The sequence below is a fragment of the Actinocorallia sp. B10E7 genome, from assembly GCF_039871655.1.
In the GTDB taxonomy this organism is placed as follows: Bacteria; Actinomycetota; Actinomycetes; order Streptosporangiales; family Streptosporangiaceae; genus Actinocorallia.
The window spans coordinates 740404-756192 of the sequence record NZ_JBDPLZ010000004.1; the positions used below are offsets into that span (position 1 = coordinate 740404).

Annotated in this window: 18 protein-coding genes; 11 read left to right on the forward strand and 7 right to left on the reverse strand. The window is 71.7% G+C overall.

Features of this window, described 5'->3' with window-relative positions; all coding sequences use genetic code 11:
- Positions 1–50 precede the first annotated feature (50 nt).
- On the forward strand, positions 51–521 hold the full coding sequence (locus ABGB12_RS17315; protein WP_347679023.1) for a GNAT family N-acetyltransferase: 471 nt from the start codon (positions 51–53) through the stop codon (positions 519–521).
- A gap of 9 nt (positions 522–530) precedes the next feature.
- Here ABGB12_RS17315 and ABGB12_RS17320 read toward each other — a convergent pair whose 3' ends face one another.
- Complete coding sequence (locus ABGB12_RS17320; RefSeq protein ID WP_347679025.1) at positions 531–1160, reverse strand: helix-turn-helix domain-containing protein; 630 nt, start codon at positions 1158–1160, stop codon at positions 531–533.
- Entirely contained in the window at positions 1150–2361 is a 1212-nt protein-coding gene (locus ABGB12_RS17325) for an acyl-CoA dehydrogenase family protein (protein ID WP_347679027.1), read from the reverse strand. Before ABGB12_RS17325 ends, ABGB12_RS17320 begins: the two co-directional genes overlap by 11 nt.
- Positions 2362–2405: 44 nt before the next feature.
- On the opposite strand from ABGB12_RS17325, the gene ABGB12_RS17330 reads away from it, so the two are divergent.
- Together ABGB12_RS17330 and ABGB12_RS17335 are read left to right on the forward strand one after the other, a co-directional pair.
- A complete protein-coding gene (locus tag ABGB12_RS17330) occupies positions 2406–3140 on the forward strand; it encodes an SDR family NAD(P)-dependent oxidoreductase (protein WP_347679029.1) in 735 nt (244 codons plus the stop codon).
- A gap of 12 nt (positions 3141–3152) precedes the next feature.
- Entirely contained in the window at positions 3153–4109 is a 957-nt protein-coding gene (locus tag ABGB12_RS17335; RefSeq protein ID WP_347679031.1) for an NADPH:quinone oxidoreductase family protein, read from the forward strand.
- On the opposite strand, the gene ABGB12_RS17340 is transcribed toward ABGB12_RS17335, so the two are convergent.
- The 4 genes from ABGB12_RS17340 to ABGB12_RS17355 all read right to left on the reverse strand — a co-directional run bounded on the left by ABGB12_RS17340 (position 4106) and on the right by ABGB12_RS17355 (position 7600).
- Positions 4106–4963: an alpha/beta hydrolase gene (locus ABGB12_RS17340; protein WP_347679196.1), complete on the reverse strand. Its 858-nt coding sequence runs from the start codon at positions 4961–4963 to the stop codon at positions 4106–4108. The genes ABGB12_RS17335 and ABGB12_RS17340 overlap by 4 nt on opposite strands.
- 52 nt (positions 4964–5015) lie before the next feature.
- Positions 5016–5678: a response regulator transcription factor gene (locus ABGB12_RS17345; protein WP_347679033.1), complete on the reverse strand. Its 663-nt coding sequence runs from the start codon at positions 5676–5678 to the stop codon at positions 5016–5018.
- Positions 5647–6897: a sensor histidine kinase gene (locus tag ABGB12_RS17350; protein WP_347679035.1), complete on the reverse strand. Its 1251-nt coding sequence runs from the start codon at positions 6895–6897 to the stop codon at positions 5647–5649. Before ABGB12_RS17350 ends, ABGB12_RS17345 begins: the two co-directional genes overlap by 32 nt.
- A 67-nt stretch (positions 6898–6964) precedes the next feature.
- Complete coding sequence (locus tag ABGB12_RS17355; RefSeq protein WP_347679037.1) at positions 6965–7600, reverse strand: helix-turn-helix domain-containing protein; 636 nt, start codon at positions 7598–7600, stop codon at positions 6965–6967.
- 286 nt (positions 7601–7886) lie between these two features.
- Between ABGB12_RS17355 and thrS the strand changes: the two genes are divergently transcribed.
- The 3 genes from thrS (at position 7887) to ABGB12_RS17370 (ending at position 11090) form a co-directional block, all read left to right on the forward strand.
- Positions 7887–9842: a threonine--tRNA ligase gene (thrS, locus tag ABGB12_RS17360; RefSeq protein ID WP_347679039.1), complete on the forward strand. Its 1956-nt coding sequence runs from the start codon at positions 7887–7889 to the stop codon at positions 9840–9842.
- A 79-nt stretch (positions 9843–9921) separates the two neighbouring features.
- Complete coding sequence (locus ABGB12_RS17365) at positions 9922–10518, forward strand: TetR family transcriptional regulator (RefSeq protein WP_347679040.1); 597 nt, start codon at positions 9922–9924, stop codon at positions 10516–10518.
- A 44-nt stretch (positions 10519–10562) separates the two neighbouring features.
- A complete protein-coding gene (locus ABGB12_RS17370; RefSeq protein WP_347679041.1) occupies positions 10563–11090 on the forward strand; it encodes a hypothetical protein in 528 nt (175 codons plus the stop codon).
- Between the two features lie 20 nt (positions 11091–11110).
- On the opposite strand, the gene ABGB12_RS17375 is transcribed toward ABGB12_RS17370, so the two are convergent.
- A complete protein-coding gene (locus ABGB12_RS17375) occupies positions 11111–11755 on the reverse strand; it encodes an Asp23/Gls24 family envelope stress response protein (RefSeq protein WP_347679042.1) in 645 nt (214 codons plus the stop codon).
- A gap of 190 nt (positions 11756–11945) precedes the next feature.
- Here ABGB12_RS17375 and ABGB12_RS17380 point away from each other — a divergent pair, with 190 nt between their 5' ends.
- From ABGB12_RS17380 to ABGB12_RS17400, 5 genes are all read left to right on the forward strand, one after another.
- A complete protein-coding gene (locus tag ABGB12_RS17380; RefSeq protein WP_347679198.1) occupies positions 11946–12515 on the forward strand; it encodes an HIT domain-containing protein in 570 nt (189 codons plus the stop codon).
- Between the two features lie 70 nt (positions 12516–12585).
- A complete protein-coding gene (pgsA, locus tag ABGB12_RS17385; RefSeq protein WP_347679200.1) occupies positions 12586–13200 on the forward strand; it encodes a phosphatidylinositol phosphate synthase in 615 nt (204 codons plus the stop codon).
- Complete coding sequence (locus ABGB12_RS17390) at positions 13197–14102, forward strand: phosphatidylinositol mannoside acyltransferase (RefSeq protein ID WP_347679044.1); 906 nt, start codon at positions 13197–13199, stop codon at positions 14100–14102. Before pgsA ends, ABGB12_RS17390 begins: the two co-directional genes overlap by 4 nt.
- Entirely contained in the window at positions 14099–15238 is a 1140-nt protein-coding gene (locus ABGB12_RS17395) for a glycosyltransferase family 4 protein (protein WP_347679046.1), read from the forward strand. The genes ABGB12_RS17390 and ABGB12_RS17395 overlap by 4 nt, the downstream gene beginning before the upstream one ends.
- Positions 15235–15762, forward strand: coding sequence for a hypothetical protein (locus ABGB12_RS17400; protein ID WP_347679048.1), 528 nt, complete (start codon positions 15235–15237; stop codon positions 15760–15762). Before ABGB12_RS17395 ends, ABGB12_RS17400 begins: the two co-directional genes overlap by 4 nt.
- Positions 15763–15789 lie beyond the last annotated feature (27 nt).

The following is a 15789-nucleotide window of genomic DNA, read 5'->3' on the forward strand; positions in this document are numbered from 1 at the left end:
CGCCCGGAGGCCGTTGTGGATACCGTGCGAACCGCAGGTATCTTCGCACAGTGATCGAAGTACGGACATGCGACTGGAGCGACCCGGATGGTGAGAGGCTGCGGGCCGAGATGACCGCGGAGATGGACGAGCGTTACGCGGACCGGGCCGCGAACGCCTCTCCGGCCCTGTTCGAGGCGCTGGCCCTCGACCCCTCGGAGGTCGTCTTCGTGGGCGTCGCCACCCGCGACGGCGTTCCCGCGGGGCACGCCGCGTTGCGTCGGCGAGGCGCGGACCTCGAGCTCAAGCGCATGTACGTCACGCCGGAGGCCCGGGGCAGCGGCGTCTCCCGCGCCCTGCTCGACTGGGTCGAGCAGACGGCGCGCAAGGACGGCGCCACCCGGGTGATCCTCCAGACGGGAGACCGCCAGCCCGACGCCGTCCGCGTGTACGAACGCGAAGGCTACGTCCGCATCCCCGTGTACCCGCCCTACGCCGACGTGCCGGAGCTCATGTCGATCTGCATGGCCAAGGCGCTCTGACCGCCCCCGTCACTCCCGGGGCAGGCGCTCGCCGTTGCGGACACGCTCCAGACCCAGCCAGATGAAGTCCAGCGCCATCGCCTCGGCCCGTTCGCGCTCGACGTCGGGGTGCTCCAGCCACCAGGAGATCAGCGAGAACAGCGAGCCGTAGATGAGAGGGACCAGCAGCCGGGCCCGCCGCTCGTTGGCGGCGAGCTCCTGGGGCCCGAGCCGCTGCCTGCGCCGTGACAGCAGCCGGTCGGCGGCGGACTTGCCGAAGCTCTCCCTCAGCTCCCGCAGTTCCACCCCGACCTCGGGTTTGTCCAGGTGCCGGATGATGACCGACCAGGCGTCCGGCTCGGCGGTGGCGTAGTCGAACAGGGTGGAGACCATGCCGCCGACCCGTTCCAGGGACGAGGCGTTCTCCACTTCGGATTCGGCCAGCCGCGTCGTCAGGTCGTCGACGATCGCCTGGGTCATCTCGGAGAACAGCTGGTCCTTGGACTCGAAGTGCTGGTACAGCAGCGCCTTGGAGACCCCGGCCGCCGCGGCGACGTGCTCCATCTGGGTCAGGTGGAAGCCGCGCCGGCCGAACTCGGCCAGCGCGGCGGCCAGCAGCTGCTCCCGCCGCGTCGCGGCGGACAGTCTTCTACTTACCAAGATAGGGAGCCAGTTCGGTGCGGGCGACGGAACGGACGTGCACCTCGTCGGGGCCGTCCGCGATCCGTAGCGTACGCGCTCCGGCCCACATCGCGGCCAGCGGCGTGTCGGAGGAGACGCCGGCCCCGCCGTGGACCTGGATGGCCTTGTCGATGACGTCCAGCGCGACGCGCGGCGCCACCACCTTGATCGCGGCGACCTCGGAGCGGGCGGCCTTCACGCCCTGGGTGTCGATCAGCCAGGCGGTCTTCAGGGTGAGCAGCCTGGCCTGCTCGATGGCCATGCGGGACTCGGCGATCCACTCCTGGATGACGCCCTGGCGGGCGATCTCCTTGCCGAACGCCACCCGGGAGGCGGCCCTGCGGCACATCAGCTCCAGCGCGCGCTCGGCCATGCCGATGGCGCGCATGCTGTGGTGGATGCGTCCCGGCCCCAGCCGGGCCTGGGCGATGAGGAACCCGCCGCCCTCCTGGCCGATGAGGTGGGACACCGGCACCCGGACGTCCTCCAGCCGGACCTCGCAGTGCCCGTGCTGGTCGTGGTAACCGAAGACGGACAGGTCGCGCACGATGGTGACGCCCGGGGCGTCCATCGGCACCAGCACCATCGACTGCTGCATGTAGGGGTGGGCGTCGGGGTCGGTCTTGCCCATGAGGATCATGACGGCGCAACGCGGGTCGGCGGCGCCGGTCGTCCACCACTTGCGGCCGTTGATGACGTACTCGTCGCCGTCGCGGACGATGCTGGTGGAGATGTTGCGGGCGTCGGAGGAGGCCACGTCCGGCTCGGTCATGCCGAAGCAGGAGCGGATCTCGCCCTCCAGCAGCGGCTTGAGCCAGCGCTCCTTCTGCTCCTCGGTGCCGAACATGTGCAGCACCTCCATGTTCCCGGTGTCGGGGGCGGCGCAGTTGATCGCCTCGGGGGCGAGCGCGGGGGAGCGGCCGGTGAGCTCGGCCAGCGTCGCGTAGTCGGTGTTGGACAGACCGGAGATGTCCGGTAGGAAGAGGTTCCACAGGCCGCGCTTGCGGGCCTCGGTCTTCAGTTCCTCGACGACCGGGGGCAGGTCGTGGGGCCGTCCGGCCGCGGCCAGTTCCGCCCGCTGCGTCTCGTAGACGGCTTCGGCGGGGTAGACGTGGGCGTCCATGAAATCCTGCAGCCGCGCCAGATGGTCGGCGGCCCGTTCACTCAGTGAGAAGTCCATGCCAGTATCGTAACTGACGCGTCAGTTAGTTAAAGGGAGGGTCCGTGGAACTCAAGGGAAAGGTCGTCTGGATCACCGGCGGCGCCAACGGCATCGGTGCGGCGGTGGCCCGCCGCCTGGCCGGTCTCGGCGCCCGGCCGGTGCTCTGCGACGTGGACGTCGAGAGGGGTGAGGCCCTGGCCGCCGAGCTGGACACCCTGTTCGTCCGGTGCGACGTGCGCGAACCCGCCGACAGCGTCCGCGCGGTGGAGGCGGCGGTCGAGCGTTTCGGCGGGCTGGACGTGGCGTTCCTCAACGCCGGCGTGAGCACCGGCTGCGACCTGGGAGAGGGTTTCGACCCCGAGGTCTACCGGCGCGCGATGGCCATCAACCTCGACGGCGTCGTCTACGGCGTGCACGCGGCGCTGCCCGCGCTGCGCGCCCGGGGCGGCGGCGACATCGTCCTCACCGGGAGCATGGGCGGCCTAGCCCCCATGCCCTACGAACCGGTCTACGCGGCCAACAAGGCGGCCGTCGTCGCCCTGGCCCGCTCGCTGGGCCCGGCCTACGAGGAGGAGGGCATCCGCGTCAACGCGCTGTGCCCGTCCTTCGCCGACACCGACATCCTCACCCGGCTGCGGGACTTCCTCGGCGACTTCCCCATCCTGGACGTGGAGACCGTCGTCGACGCCTTCCTGACGCTCCTGGCCTCCGGCACCACCGGCCAGGCCTGGCCGGTGGTGCCCGGCCGCGAGTTCGAGCCGTTCCGCTTCCGCGGTGTCCCCGGACCCCGAGTCTGACAGGAGCCGACCATGAGAGCCATCCAGATCACCGAGTTCGGCGGTCCCGAGGTGCTGCGCCTCGCCGACGTGCCGGCCCCCGTGCCCGGTCCCGGCCAGGTGCTCATCGACGTCACCCGCGCCGGGGTGAACTACGCCGACACCCACCAGGCGGAGAACAGCTACCTGGCGGCCTCCGAGCTGCCGATGATCCCCGGCGGCGAGGTCGCCGGGACCGCGGACGGGCGCCGCGTGGTCGCCCTCACCTCCGGCGGCGGAGGCTACGCCGAGCAGGCCGTGGCCGACGCCGGAGCCGTCTACGACATCCCCGACGGGGTGGACGACCTGACCGCGCTCGGCCTGATCGTCCAGGGCGCGACCGCCTGGCTGCTGCTGCGCAAGAGCACCCACCTGGAGCCCGGCGAGTCCGTCGTGGTGCACGCCGCCGCGGGCGGAGTCGGCAGCCTGGCCGTTCAGCTCGCCAAGGCCTGGGGCGCAGGGCGCGTCATCGCCACCGCCTCCAGCCGGGAGAAACGCGAGCTGGCGCTGGACCTCGGCGCGGACGTCGCGCTGGACCCGGACGTCCCCGACCTGAAGGCCGCGCTCATCGAGGCCAACGGCGGAAAACGCGTCGACGTCGTGCTGGAGATGACCGGCGGCGACGTCACCGACCGGTCGCTGGCCGCGCTCGCCCCGTTCGGCAGGCTCGCCTTCTACGGGATGGCGTCCCGCAAGCCGCCGTCCCCGATCCAGGCGCCCTCCCTGCTGCGCCACTCCACCGCCGTGGCCGGCATGTGGCTGCCGCACGTCTTCACCCTGCCCGGCGACGTCATGCGCCGGGCGATGACCGAGCTGTTTGGGCTGGCCGCCACGGGGGCGCTGCGCGTCCTGCCCGGCGGCGAGTACGGGCTGTCGGAGGCCGCCGCCGCCCATGAGGCGCTGCGGTCCCGGCGGACGGCCGGCAAGCTGGTGCTCGACCCGTCGCGTTAGCCGCGGGTCACCTCACCGGCCCGGCCCAGGATGATCCGTGCGAGGTTGAGCACGGACTCCGAGCCGGGCCGGTAGTAACCGTTGTGCCCCCGGATGCCCCCGGTGCGGAAGACGGCGGCGCCGAACTCCGGCGAGACCGGGTCGGTGAGATGCCCGTAGCCGGCCATCCGCACGTCGGGGCTGAGCCGGATCGGGTCGCCGCTCGCCCGCGCGGCCCACACCCTGGCTCCGGTGCCCAGGTCGGCGACGGAACCGGCGTCCATGCCGGGCGAGGCCAGCGCCACCAGGTCGGAGACCTCCGGCAGACGGCTCGCGGCCCGGCCCAGCACGACGGTCCCGTAACTGTGCCCGACCAGGGTGAGCCGGGCCCGGTCGGGCAGGGCGCGCACGAACGAGACCAGCGCGCGGGCCCCGGCGGCGGCGCGTTCGGACCGGAAGGCCTGCCGGTCGATGTCCTCGGGGGCGTCGTAGCCGAGCCAGACGACGACCGCGGTCCGCGCCGACGGGTCCAGCGCGGCCATCTGCGCGCGCAGCACCTGCGCGCCCCGCACCGGATCGGCGTTGCGCGAGCCCTTGAGCAGCTTGTTCAGATCCCAGCCGGTGCCCGGCACGAGGACCGCGATGTGGCGGGCGGCGCGCAGCGAACCGAAGACCTCGATGGCCCGGCCGTCGCCTCGCGGGTCGTAGGCCAGCAGCCTGCCGGGGGTGCGGACCGTGACCGGGGCGGACGCCGTGCCGGGCAGCGGCCGCAGCGCGGGCAGGGGCGGATGCGGGTCGACGCCGGTCAGCCAGGAGCCCCCGCCGGTCACCAGGGAGAACACCGAGCTGACGACGAAGGCCTTCACCGTCTTCATGGTCCGCACGGACACCGACCCTACGGCCGGACGGCGCCGCGGTGGCCGGAACTCAACCGGCGATGCCGTTCTCGTAGGAGAAGACGACGGCCTGGGTGCGGTCCCGCAGGCCCAGCTTGCTCAGGACGTGGCCGACATGGGTCTTGACCGTCTGCTCCGACAGGAACAGCTCGCCCGCGATCTCGGCGTTCGACAGGCCGCGGGCGATCAGCCGCAGGACGTCCAGCTCCCGGGGGGTGAGCACGTCCACCAGGTCGGTGCGAGGCCGTTCGTGCCGCCGCCGCCGGGCGAAGTCGGAGATGAGCCTGCGGGTCACCGAGGGGGCCAGCAGCGCCTCGCCGGAGGCCACCACCCGGACCGCGTGGATGAGGTCGCCGGCCGAGGCGTCCTTGAGCAGGAACCCGCTGGCGCCCGCGCCGAGCGCCTCGTAGACGTACTCGTCCAGGTCGAACGTGGTCAGGATGAGGACCTTGGGCTTGGCGGTCCCGTCGTCCGCGGCGATGCGGGCGGTGGCGGCCAGGCCGTCCAGCCGCGGCATCCGGATGTCCATGACGACGACGTCGGGGGCCAGCTCGGCGCACAGCTCCACCGCCTCCTGGCCGTCTCCCGCCTGGCCCACCACCTCGATGTCGGGGGCCGAGGCCAGCAGCGTGGCGAGCCCGTCCCTGATCATCACCTGATCGTCAGCGATCACCACGCGGATCATGCCCGTCATCATAGGGAAGCTCGGCGACCACGGCCCACCCTTCGCCGTCCTCGCCCGCCGTCAGGACGCCGCCCAGCATCGTCACCCGCTCGCGCATCCCGACCAGCCCGTGCCCGCCGTTGCTGGTGTCGGGCTCGCCGCGCGGCCCGTCGTCCCTGACCGCCAGCCTCAGCCGGTCCCCGTCGTAGCGGACCTCCACCGAGACCGCGGAGCCCGGGGCGTAGCGCGCGGCGTTGCTCAGCGCCTCCTGGATGATCCGGTAGGCCGACAGGTCCAGGCCCTCCGGCAGCGTCCGCACGGCGCCGACCACGGTCAGCGTCACCCGCAGCCCGTCATGGGAGGCCACGAGCTCGGGCAGCCGGTCCATGCCCGGCTGCGGCACCCGTTCGGCGGCCTCGTCGTCGGCCCGCAGCAGCCCGACCACCCGCCGGGTCTCGGTGAGCGCGGCCCGCGCCTCGTCCCGCAGCAGCGCGAAGGTGGCGCGGGCCGCCTCGGGCAGCTCGGGGATCTTGTAGGGGGCGGCCTCGGCCTGCAGCGCGATCACGGACATGTGGTGGGCGACGACGTCGTGCAGCTCCCGCGCGATGCGGGAGCGCTCCTCCAGCACCGCCTGGCGGGCCAGGTCCTGCCGGCGCAGCTCGGCCTGCTCGGCCAGGCTCATCTCGGCCCAGCGCCGCCCGCCGACCGCGTCGCCGAAGATCAACGCCAGCGCGGCCAGCGCGGTGAGGATGAGCCCGAACCAGGGCTCGAGCCCGTTGAACAGGATCGGCACGACCGCCAGGATGCTGATCGTCAGCACGCTCACACCTTTGGTCACCAGGCGGGGGGAGACCGCGGCGACGAGGGCCAGCACCACCAGCAGTCCCAGCAGGGAGGTGACCGGCCAGGGCATGAAGTCGCCGTGGTGGCCCAGGGCGACCTCGGCCAGCAGCAGGCCCGCCGCCATGATCCGCCAGGCCGCCAGCGGAAGGTAGGGCGCGGCCAGCAGAGGCAGGCCCTGCAGCAGCCCCAGCAGCCAGCTCTGGCTCGTCCCGAGCCCGTGCACGTTGATGTAGATCGCGATGCTGCCGCCGGTGAACCCGACGGCGAGGGACAGCGTGACGAGCAGGACCGTGACCTTCACCCAGGTCCGGTCGGTGGAGTACAGGCGCCGTTCCGGCCGGACGGGGGCCAGCGCCGCGGCTTCGAGCAGCGCGGAGACCACGCTTCGGGGAGCTTGTTCGATCACACTGGCGAGGCTAGCCACCGGAGGGCCTCCGCGTCCTGCCTCCGCCGGGTGATCCCCCGGCCACTCCTCAGGAACGATCCCACCCGGGCGGCAGGAGCTGCCGGAGGAGCGTGTCGGCGGCCCAGTCCCGCCACTCCTCGCCGCTCCAGCCGCGTTCTTCCACCAGCAGGTGGTAGGTCTCGGACGAGAGCAGGGCGAGCATGATGTCGGCGGCGCGCGCGGCGTCCGTGCCTTCGCGTAGTGCGCCTTTGGCGGCCAGCGCCTCGGCGAAGCGCGACTGCACGGTGTGCCGCTGGGAGAGGTTGGCCCGCCACAGCGCGGCGATCTCCGGGTCGGTCGAGGCCGCGGAGCGCACCACCTCCAGCAGCGGGGCGACGCGTGCCAGGATCCGCCCGGCTCCGGCGGCCTGCAGCCGGATCTGCTCCGCCGGGGGAGCGGCCAGGGCCTCGACGGCCCAGGGGCGGTCCAGGGTGGCGACGGGCTCGGCGTCCCCGGCGATCTCGACGTCCAGGAGCTCCGACAGGATGGCCCGCTTGGTGCTGAAGGTGAAGTAGAGCGTCTGCACCGCCATGCCGGCCCGCTCGGCGACGGCCTTCATGGTGGTGGCCGTGTAGCCGCGCTCGATGAACAGCTCCTTGGCGGCCCCGAGCATCCGCGCCCGGTTCGCCGCCGTCCTCGCCGCACGTTCGCCCGTCTTCCGCACCGCAGCCTTCGCCCGCCCTCAGTCGACTGGAGCAGAACCCTAGTGCAGGCCCGGGCAAGCGACCCCCGCGAAAGGCCGGGACCGCGTCCGGACGAGAAACGGGACGAGATCGGGTTAGACTGTGGGCATGGCAGCCGCTCACCACGCTTACGAGACGACCACGCCGGGGTTCTCCCCGGCCGTCTGAGCACGCGCGCTGACCATCTGCGACATGCGAAGGGCCCTGGGAGAACTCTCCCAGGGCCTTTTGTGATCATCCGATCGATTCACGATTCAAGGAGTTCCCGTGTCCGAACTGCGCGTCACCCTCGGCGGAAGCGAGCGAGTGGTGGACGCCGGCACCACGGCGGGGCAGGTGCTGGACGGAGGTTCCCGGATCGTCGCGGCCCGGGTCGGCGGTGAGCTGCGCGACCTGGAGTACGTCGTGCGGGACGGGGACGTCATCGAGGGCGTCGAGATCGACTCCAAGGACGGCCGCGACATCCTGCGGCACTCCACCGCCCACGTGATGGCCCAGGCGGTCCAGGAGATCTTCCCCGAGGCCAAGCTGGGCATCGGCCCGCCGGTCGAGAACGGCTTCTACTACGACTTCGACGTCGAGAACCCCTTCACCCCTGAGGACCTCAAGCGCGTCGAGAAGCGCATGCGCGAGCTCGTCAAGCAGGGGCAGCGCTTCTCCCGCCGGGTCGTCTCCGACGAGGAGGCCCGCGAGGAGCTGGCCGCCGAGCCCTACAAGCTCGAGCTGATCGGCCTCAAGGGCGGCGCGGCCGACGAGGAGTCGGTGGAGGTCGGCGGCGCCGAGCTGACCATCTACGACAACCTCGACGCCAAGTCCGGCGAGCTGTGCTGGAAGGACCTGTGCCGGGGCCCGCACCTGCCGACCACCCGCAACATCCCGGCGTTCAAGCTGATGCGCTCCGGCGGCGCGTACTGGCGCGGCAGCGAGAAGAACCCCCAGCTTCAGCGCATCTACGGCACCGCCTGGGAGTCCCGCGACAAGCAGAACGAGTACCTCAAGATGCTGGAGGAGGCCGAGAAGCGCGACCACCGCCGCCTCGGCGCCGAGCTCGACCTGTTCTCCTTCCCGTCCGAGATCGGCTCGGGCCTGCCGGTGTTCCACCCCAAGGGCGGCATCATCCGGCGCGAACTGGAGAACTACTCGCGCATCCGCCACGAGCAGGCCGGGTACTCCTTCGTCAACACCCCGCACATCACCAAGGGCCACCTGTACGAGGTCTCCGGCCACCTCGACTGGTACCGCGACGGCATGTTCCCGCCCATGGAGGTGGAGGGCGCCGAGTACTTCCTCAAGCCCATGAACTGCCCCATGCACAACCTGATCTTCAGCTCGCGGGGCCGCTCCTACAAGGAGCTGCCGCTGCGGCTGTTCGAGTTCGGGACCGTCTACCGGTACGAGAAGTCCGGCGTGGTGCACGGCCTGACCCGCGTGCGCGGCCTCACCCAGGACGACGCGCACATCTACTGCACCCGTGAGCAGATGCAGGACGAGCTGCACTCGCTGCTCGGCTTCGTCCTGGACCTGCTGCGCGACTACGGCTTGGACGACTTCTACCTGGAGCTGTCCACCCGCAACGACGAGAAGTACGTCGGCACCGACGCCGAATGGGAGGAGGCCACCGAGGCGCTGCGCGAGGCCGCCGAGCGCTCCGGCCTGGAGCTGGTGCCCGACCCGGCCGGAGCCGCGTTCTACGGTCCGAAGATCTCCGTGCAGGCGCGTGACGCCATCGGCCGCTCCTGGCAGATGTCCACCATCCAGCTGGACTTCCAGATGCCGCAGCGGTTCAACCTGGAGTACCAGGCCGCCGACGGCTCCCGCCAGCGCCCGATCAAGATCCACCGGGCGCTGTTCGGCTCGATCGAGCGGTTCTTCGGCGTGCTGCTGGAGCACTACGCCGGCGCGATGCCTCCGTGGCTCTCGCCCGTCCAGGTCGTCGGCATCCCGATCGCCGACGAGCACGTGCCCTACCTGGAGGAGGTCGCGGCGAAGCTGAAGGCGCGCGGCATCCGGGTGGAGGTGGACTCCTCCTCCGACCGCATGCAGAAGAAGATCCGCAACGCCCAGAAGCAGAAGGTCCCGTTCATGCTGCTGGCGGGTGACGAAGACGTGTCCAAGGGCGCGGTGTCGTTCCGCTACCGCTCCGGCGAGCAGAACAACGGGGTGCCGGTGGACGAGGCGGTGGCCGAGATCGTGAAGGCGGTCGAGGACCGGATCCAGGTCTGACCGGTGCCGGAGGGGACCGCCCGTGCCGGGCGGTTCCCTCCGGTGGTCCTCGAAGATCTGTTTTTGTACGATGCCACGGGTGACCGTGACCCATGACACTCGCCCCCCGGTACGGGAGCGCCTGCTGGACGCCGCCCGCCGGCTGATCGAGATCCGGGGCTGGCCGCGGCTACGGGTCTCCCACGTCGCGGCCGAGGCCGGGGTCAGCCGGCAGAGCGCCTACAACGAGTTCGGCTCCAAGGCCTCGCTCGGCGAGGCCCTGGTGATGCGGGAGTTCGAGCGGCACCTGGTCGGGCTCAGCGAGTGCCTGCTGGACCAGCAGGACGACGTGGAGGCCGCGGTCGCCGAGGCGGTGCTCTACACCTTCCGGCAGGCGGAGTCGGACTCGGTGCTCTACAGCATCCTCACCAGCGCCCGGGTCGGCTGGTCGGCCGAGGAGCTGATCGAGGTGCTGCGCCGCAGAGAGGACCCGCCGCTGGTCCTGGCGGTGCGGACCGTGACCGATCTGGCGGCGCGGCACCGTCCGGATCTGGACCCCGAGTCGGTGCACCTGGCCGTCGACATGGTCTGCCGGGTCACCATCAGCTACCTGGTCACCCCGCAGGGCGCGCCGGAGGAGGCCGCCCGCCGGATCGCCGTGATGGCGACCCGGGTCCTGGGAGCCCCGGTGCGGTAGCCTCTATCACTCCCTACCCCCTAGTAACGATTGTGGGAACGCCCATGCCGCAGAGCCCTCTGATCCACCGGGTGCTCCGCAGCTCTGGTTACGCGATCACGGCGCTGTTCGTCCTGGCGGCGGTCGGAGTCCTGCTGTGGCCGCTGATGGACGACGGCACTCCGACGGCCGCGCCGACCGGGCCCGCGGCGTCCGCGCCGACGGATCCGGGCGCGACCCAGGACACCGGCGACAAGGGGGACAACCCGTTCACCGTGCTTAACCCGGGGCAGAGCGGTACGGGCCAGCAGAAGCAGCCGCAGGGCAACGGCCCCTGCGGCACCAAGTCGGCGTACTACAAGCGCGCGGGCAAGGGCATCGAGGTGACCGTCGTCTACACCGGGTTCGGCGCGGTCCGGGCGATCGTGGTGCCGGTCAACGGCGAGCCCGCCGCGCAGAGCTACACCACCTCCGGCGACCCGACCCCGCACGTCTTCAAGTTCGAGGACGTCTCGTCCCAGGCGATCAAGAAGGTCGGCCTGACGGTGATGAGCAGCGCGGGCGAGCGGGAGTGCGAACTCCAGCGCAGGTGAGCGCTCGGGCGGAGCGCTCCTCAGGAGGGGGTCTCGCCCCGCATCCGCACGTCCTCCACGGTCACGTCGACCGAGGAGACCTTCATGCCCAGCATGACCCCCACGTTCCTGGCCACGTTGTTCTTCACGGTCCGGGCCACGTCGATGACGACGCTGCCGTACTCCACGATCAGGGTGAGCTCCAGGGAGATCTCCTCGTCGGCGACCCGGGCCCGCACGCCGGACCCGGCACGCCCGTCGCCGCCGCCGATGCGGCGGCGGACCTCCTCCATGGTCTCGGAGGAGGCCTTCCTTCCGCCGAGCGCGGCGACTCCGGCGACCTCCAGCGCGGCCAGGGCGGCGATCTTCTCCACCACCTCGTCCTCGATCCTGATCTGTCCCTTGACCGAGGCGCCGCGGCCGGAGGGCGCCTCCGCCGCGGCGCTCTCCGGGAAGGGGGAGGGCGGCTGGACGGGCGCGGGCGGCCCGGCCTGCGAGATCGGTCCCGTGCCGCCGGGCATGACCTCGCCGCGCAGCGGCGGCGGAACCGTTCCCGTGGAGAGGCCCGGGGAGGTGGTCGTCGGCGCGGCGGGAGGCGAGGGGAAGAAGGGCATAGCCGACCGCGGTTCGGAGCGGTGCTCGCCTCCGATGCCGTTGGTGGAGTAAAGGGGGTCGAGGTCGGACATCGCGGTCTCCTCACTGGGGCGCCGCCGGGTACGGTGTCTGCCATCTTGGCGGAGTGCGGCCGGGATACGCCAGGCAAGTGTGTTTTTCCTGCTCTTTGTTGCTGAAAGTTAAGTTTGTACGCCCGGTTTCCGGCTCCGCCTCCGACCCGCCTATCCTGAGCGGGCCTGGTGCTGAGAAAGGGGCGTGGCCGTGGTGAGGGAGCCGTCTGACAGGTCCTTCGAGCTCGAGGAGCAGGAGGGCGCGGGGACGCCGGACGGTTTCCAGCGGTTGTGGACGCCGCACCGGATGGCCTACATCAAGGGGGAGAACAAGCCGACCGGCCCGGGAGAGGGCGACGGCTGCCCGTTCTGCGAGATCCCCAAGGGCGACGACGAGGACGGCCTGATCATCCGCAGGGGCGCCGCGGTCTTCGCGGTCCTCAACCTCTATCCCTACAACACGGGGCACCTCATGGTCTGCCCCTACCGCCACGTGGCCGACTACTCCGAGCTGGACGACGCCGAGACGCTGGAGCTCGCCCGGTTCACCCAGCGGGCGATCGGCGCGCTGCGCAAGGCCAGCGGGGCGCACGGCTTCAACGTCGGAATGAACCTCGGCACGGTCGCAGGGGCCGGCATCGCCGCGCACCTGCACCAGCACGTCGTCCCGCGCTGGGGCGGCGACACCAACTTCATGCCGGTTATCGGCCGCACCAAGGTGCTGCCGCAGCTGCTGCGCGACACCCGCGCCCTGCTGGCGGAGGCCTGGCCGGAGGACTGAGCGCCGGACGCCCGGGTCCCGGGGCAGCCACTACGATGGCGGAGCCCTGCAATCGATGGTTTGGACGAAGATGCTCAACCGCTTGCGGCCCGCGCTCGCCAAGGTGGTGACCCCGATCGGGAGGACACTCGCCCGCACCGGCGTCACCCCCAACATGATCACTGTGACGGGCACGGCCGGGGTCGCCGCCGGGGCGCTGCTGTTCTATCCGCGGGGCGAGCTGTTCTGGGGCACCGTGGCGATCACCGCGTTCGTCTTCTTCGACATGTTCGACGGCGCCGTCGCGCGGGTCACCGGCAAGACCGGGACCTGGGGGGCCTTCCTGGACTCCACCATGGACCGGGTCGGGGACGCCGCGATCTTCGCCGGGCTCATCCTGTGGTTCACCGGTGCGGGCGACGACGCGCCGCTGGCCTGGCTCGCGCTGTTCTGCCTGGTCGCCGGGGTGGTCATCTCCTACGCCAAGGCGCGGGCCGAGGGGCTCGGCCTCAAGTGCGACGTCGGCATCGCCGAACGCTCCGAACGGCTCATCATCAGCCTGGTCGCGGCGGGCCTGCACGGGCTGGGCGTCCCGTACGCGCTGCACGTCGGCCTGAGCCTGCTGGCGGTGCTCAGCACCGTCACGGTCGCGCAGCGCTTCCACACCGTCCACCAGCAGTCGTCCGCCGGTCAGGTCGCCTCGTGAGCGGGGCGGACAGGCTCAAGGGCGAGGCCGTCGACGCCTTGTACGGGCTGGGCTGGGCGGCGGTCAAGCACGTGCCGGAGAAAGCGGCCCGCCGGGTCTTCCGGCGGATCGCCGACCGCACCTGGGCCGAACACGGCAAGGGCGTCCGGCAGCTGGAGAAGAACCTCGCCCGGGTGCTCGGCGTCCCTCCGGAGGACCCGAGGGTGCGCCGGCTCAGCCGCCAGGCCATGCGCTCCTACCTGCGCTACTGGCTGGAGAGCTTCCGCCTGCCCGTCATGGGCAAGGAGCGCATCGTCTCGGGGATGCGCATCACCGGCGACGAGCGGATCGACAAGGCGCTCGGCGAGGGCAGGGGAGTGGTGCTGGCGCTTCCGCACATGGGCAACTACGACCACGCCGGGGCGTGGCTGGTGCTGCGGGGGCAGCCGCTCACCACGGTCGCCGAGCGGTTGAAACCCGAGTCGCTCTTCGAGCGCTTCGTCGCCTACCGCGAGTCCCTGGGCTTCGAGATCCTGCCGCTGACCGGAAGCGACGTCTCGGTCTTCGGCGTGCTGGCGCGGCGGCTGCGCGAGGGCCGGGTGGTGTGCCTGGTGGCCGACCGCGACCTGAGCGACACCGGGATCGAGGTCGACTTCTTCGGCGGCACGGCCCGGCTGCCCGGAGGACCCGCCGCCCTGGCGGTCCAGACGAAGGCCGCGCTCTTTCCGGTCACCCTGTGGTACGAAGGGGAGCACTGGGGCGCGCGCGTGCACGAGGAGATCCCCGATCCCGGGGAGGGCGACCGCAAGGCCAGGATCCGCGCGATGACCCAGTCGCTGGCCGACGCCTTCGCCGAGGGCATCGCCGCCCACCCCGCGGACTGGCACATGCTGCAGAAGGTCTGGGTGGAGGATCTGTCTTGAGGATCGGCATCGTCTGTCCCTACACGTGGGACGTCCCCGGCGGAGTGCAGCAGCACATCCGCGATCTGGCCGAGGCGCTGCTGGCGCTGGGCCACGAGGTGTCGGTGATCGCCCCCGCCGACGACGACACGCCTTTGGAGCACTACGTCGTCCCGGCGGGACGCGCGGTTCCGGTGCCCTACAACGGCTCGGTGGCCCGGCTGGCCTTCGGCTTCCTGTCGGCGAGCCGGGTGCGCCGCTGGATCCGCGAGGGCGGCTTCGACGTCCTGCACATCCACGAGCCCGCCGCGCCGAGCCTGGGCCTGCTGGCCTGCTGGGCCGCGGACGGCCCGATCGTGGCGACCTTCCACGCCTCCTACGAGAAGTCCCGCGCGGTCACCGTCACGGCGCCGATCCTGCAGAGCGCGCTGGAGAAGATCACCGGCCGGATCGCGGTGTCCGAGGCGGCCCGCAACACCCTGGTGGAGCATCTGGGCGGCGACGCCGTCCTCATCCCCAACGGGGTGTCCACCGAGCGGTACGCGGCGGCCGAGCCGCTGCCCGGCTGGGACGGCAAGGACGGCGGCCGGTCCCTGGGCTTCCTCGGCCGCACGGACGAGCCGCGCAAGGGCCTGCAGGTGCTGCTGAAGGCCTTCGAGACCCTCGGCAGGGAGCGGCCGGAGCTGCGGCTGCTGGTGGCCGGTCCGGGGGAACCCGAGGACGTGCTGGACAAGGTCTCGCCGGAGCTGCGGGACCGGGTCGTGGTGCTGGGCATGGTCAGCGAGGAGGACAAGATCCGCGCCTACCACTCGGTGGACGTGTTCGTCGCGCCGAACCTGGGCGGCGAGAGCTTCGGCATCGTGCTCACCGAGGCGATGTCGTCCGGCGCCCCGATCCTGGCCAGCGACATCGAGGCGTTCCGCCGCGTGCTGCAGGACGGCAGGGCCGGGGCGCTGTTCACCACCGGCGACGCCGACGCGCTGGCCGAGCAGGCCGCCGCGCTGCTGGACGACCCGGCGCGGCGCAAGGAGCTGTCCCAGGCCGCGCGGTCCGCGGTGCGGGCCTACGACTGGTCGACGGTCGCCCGCGACGTGCTGCACGTCTATGAGACGGTCGTGGTCGGCCCGGTCGGAGTGGTGGAGTCGGCGTCGCGATGAATCCTCTGCTCGACCTCCTGGTCGTCCTCCTGGTGCTCTTCCTGCTCAGCACCTACCTGTCCTGGCGGGCCGGTCGGCTCGACCGGCTGCACGCCCGGGTCGACCTGGCCAGGGCCGGGCTGGACGCGGCGCTGGTGCGCCGGGCCGCGGTCTCCCTGGAACTGGCGGCCTCCAGGCTGCTGGACCCGGCCACCAGCCTGGTGCTGGCCACCGCGGCCCACCAGGCGCGCACGGCCGACGCCGAGCAGCGGGAGTTCGCCGAGAGCGACCTGTCGCGGGCGCTGCGGGCGGTGATGGAGCAGCCGGGCTTCCGTGACGCGCTGGAGGGGGAGGGCGCCGCCCTCCTGGAGGAGTTGGAGACCGCCGCGCAGAAGGTCGCCTTCGCCCGCCGCTTCTACAACGACGCCGTCGCCACGACGAGGACCGCGCGCCGCAGGCTGCTGGCCCGGGCCCTGCCCCTCGCGGGACGCGCTCCTCTGCCGGAATTCTTTGAGATCGACGACGTTCCGCCTGAAGTGTTGTAATTCCGGTATCTTCGTCCGGACGTGTCG

Excerpts from the sequence above, each read along its gene's own strand:
- ABGB12_RS17375 (WP_347679042.1), bottom strand. The coding sequence starts at position 11,755 with ATGTCCGACCTCGACCCCCTTTACTCCACCAACGGCATCGGAGGCGAG.
- ABGB12_RS17335 (WP_347679031.1), top strand. The coding sequence starts at position 3,153 with ATGAGAGCCATCCAGATCACCGAGTTCGGCGGTCCCGAGGTGCTGCGC.
- pgsA (WP_347679200.1), top strand. The coding sequence starts at position 12,586 with ATGCTCAACCGCTTGCGGCCCGCGCTCGCCAAGGTGGTGACCCCGATC.
- ABGB12_RS17370 (WP_347679041.1), top strand. The coding sequence starts at position 10,563 with ATGCCGCAGAGCCCTCTGATCCACCGGGTGCTCCGCAGCTCTGGTTAC.
- ABGB12_RS17400 (WP_347679048.1), top strand. The coding sequence starts at position 15,235 with ATGAATCCTCTGCTCGACCTCCTGGTCGTCCTCCTGGTGCTCTTCCTG.
- ABGB12_RS17345 (WP_347679033.1), bottom strand. The coding sequence starts at position 5,678 with ATGACGGGCATGATCCGCGTGGTGATCGCTGACGATCAGGTGATGATC.
- ABGB12_RS17340 (WP_347679196.1), bottom strand. The coding sequence starts at position 4,963 with ATGAAGACGGTGAAGGCCTTCGTCGTCAGCTCGGTGTTCTCCCTGGTG.
- ABGB12_RS17325 (WP_347679027.1), bottom strand. The coding sequence starts at position 2,361 with ATGGACTTCTCACTGAGTGAACGGGCCGCCGACCATCTGGCGCGGCTG.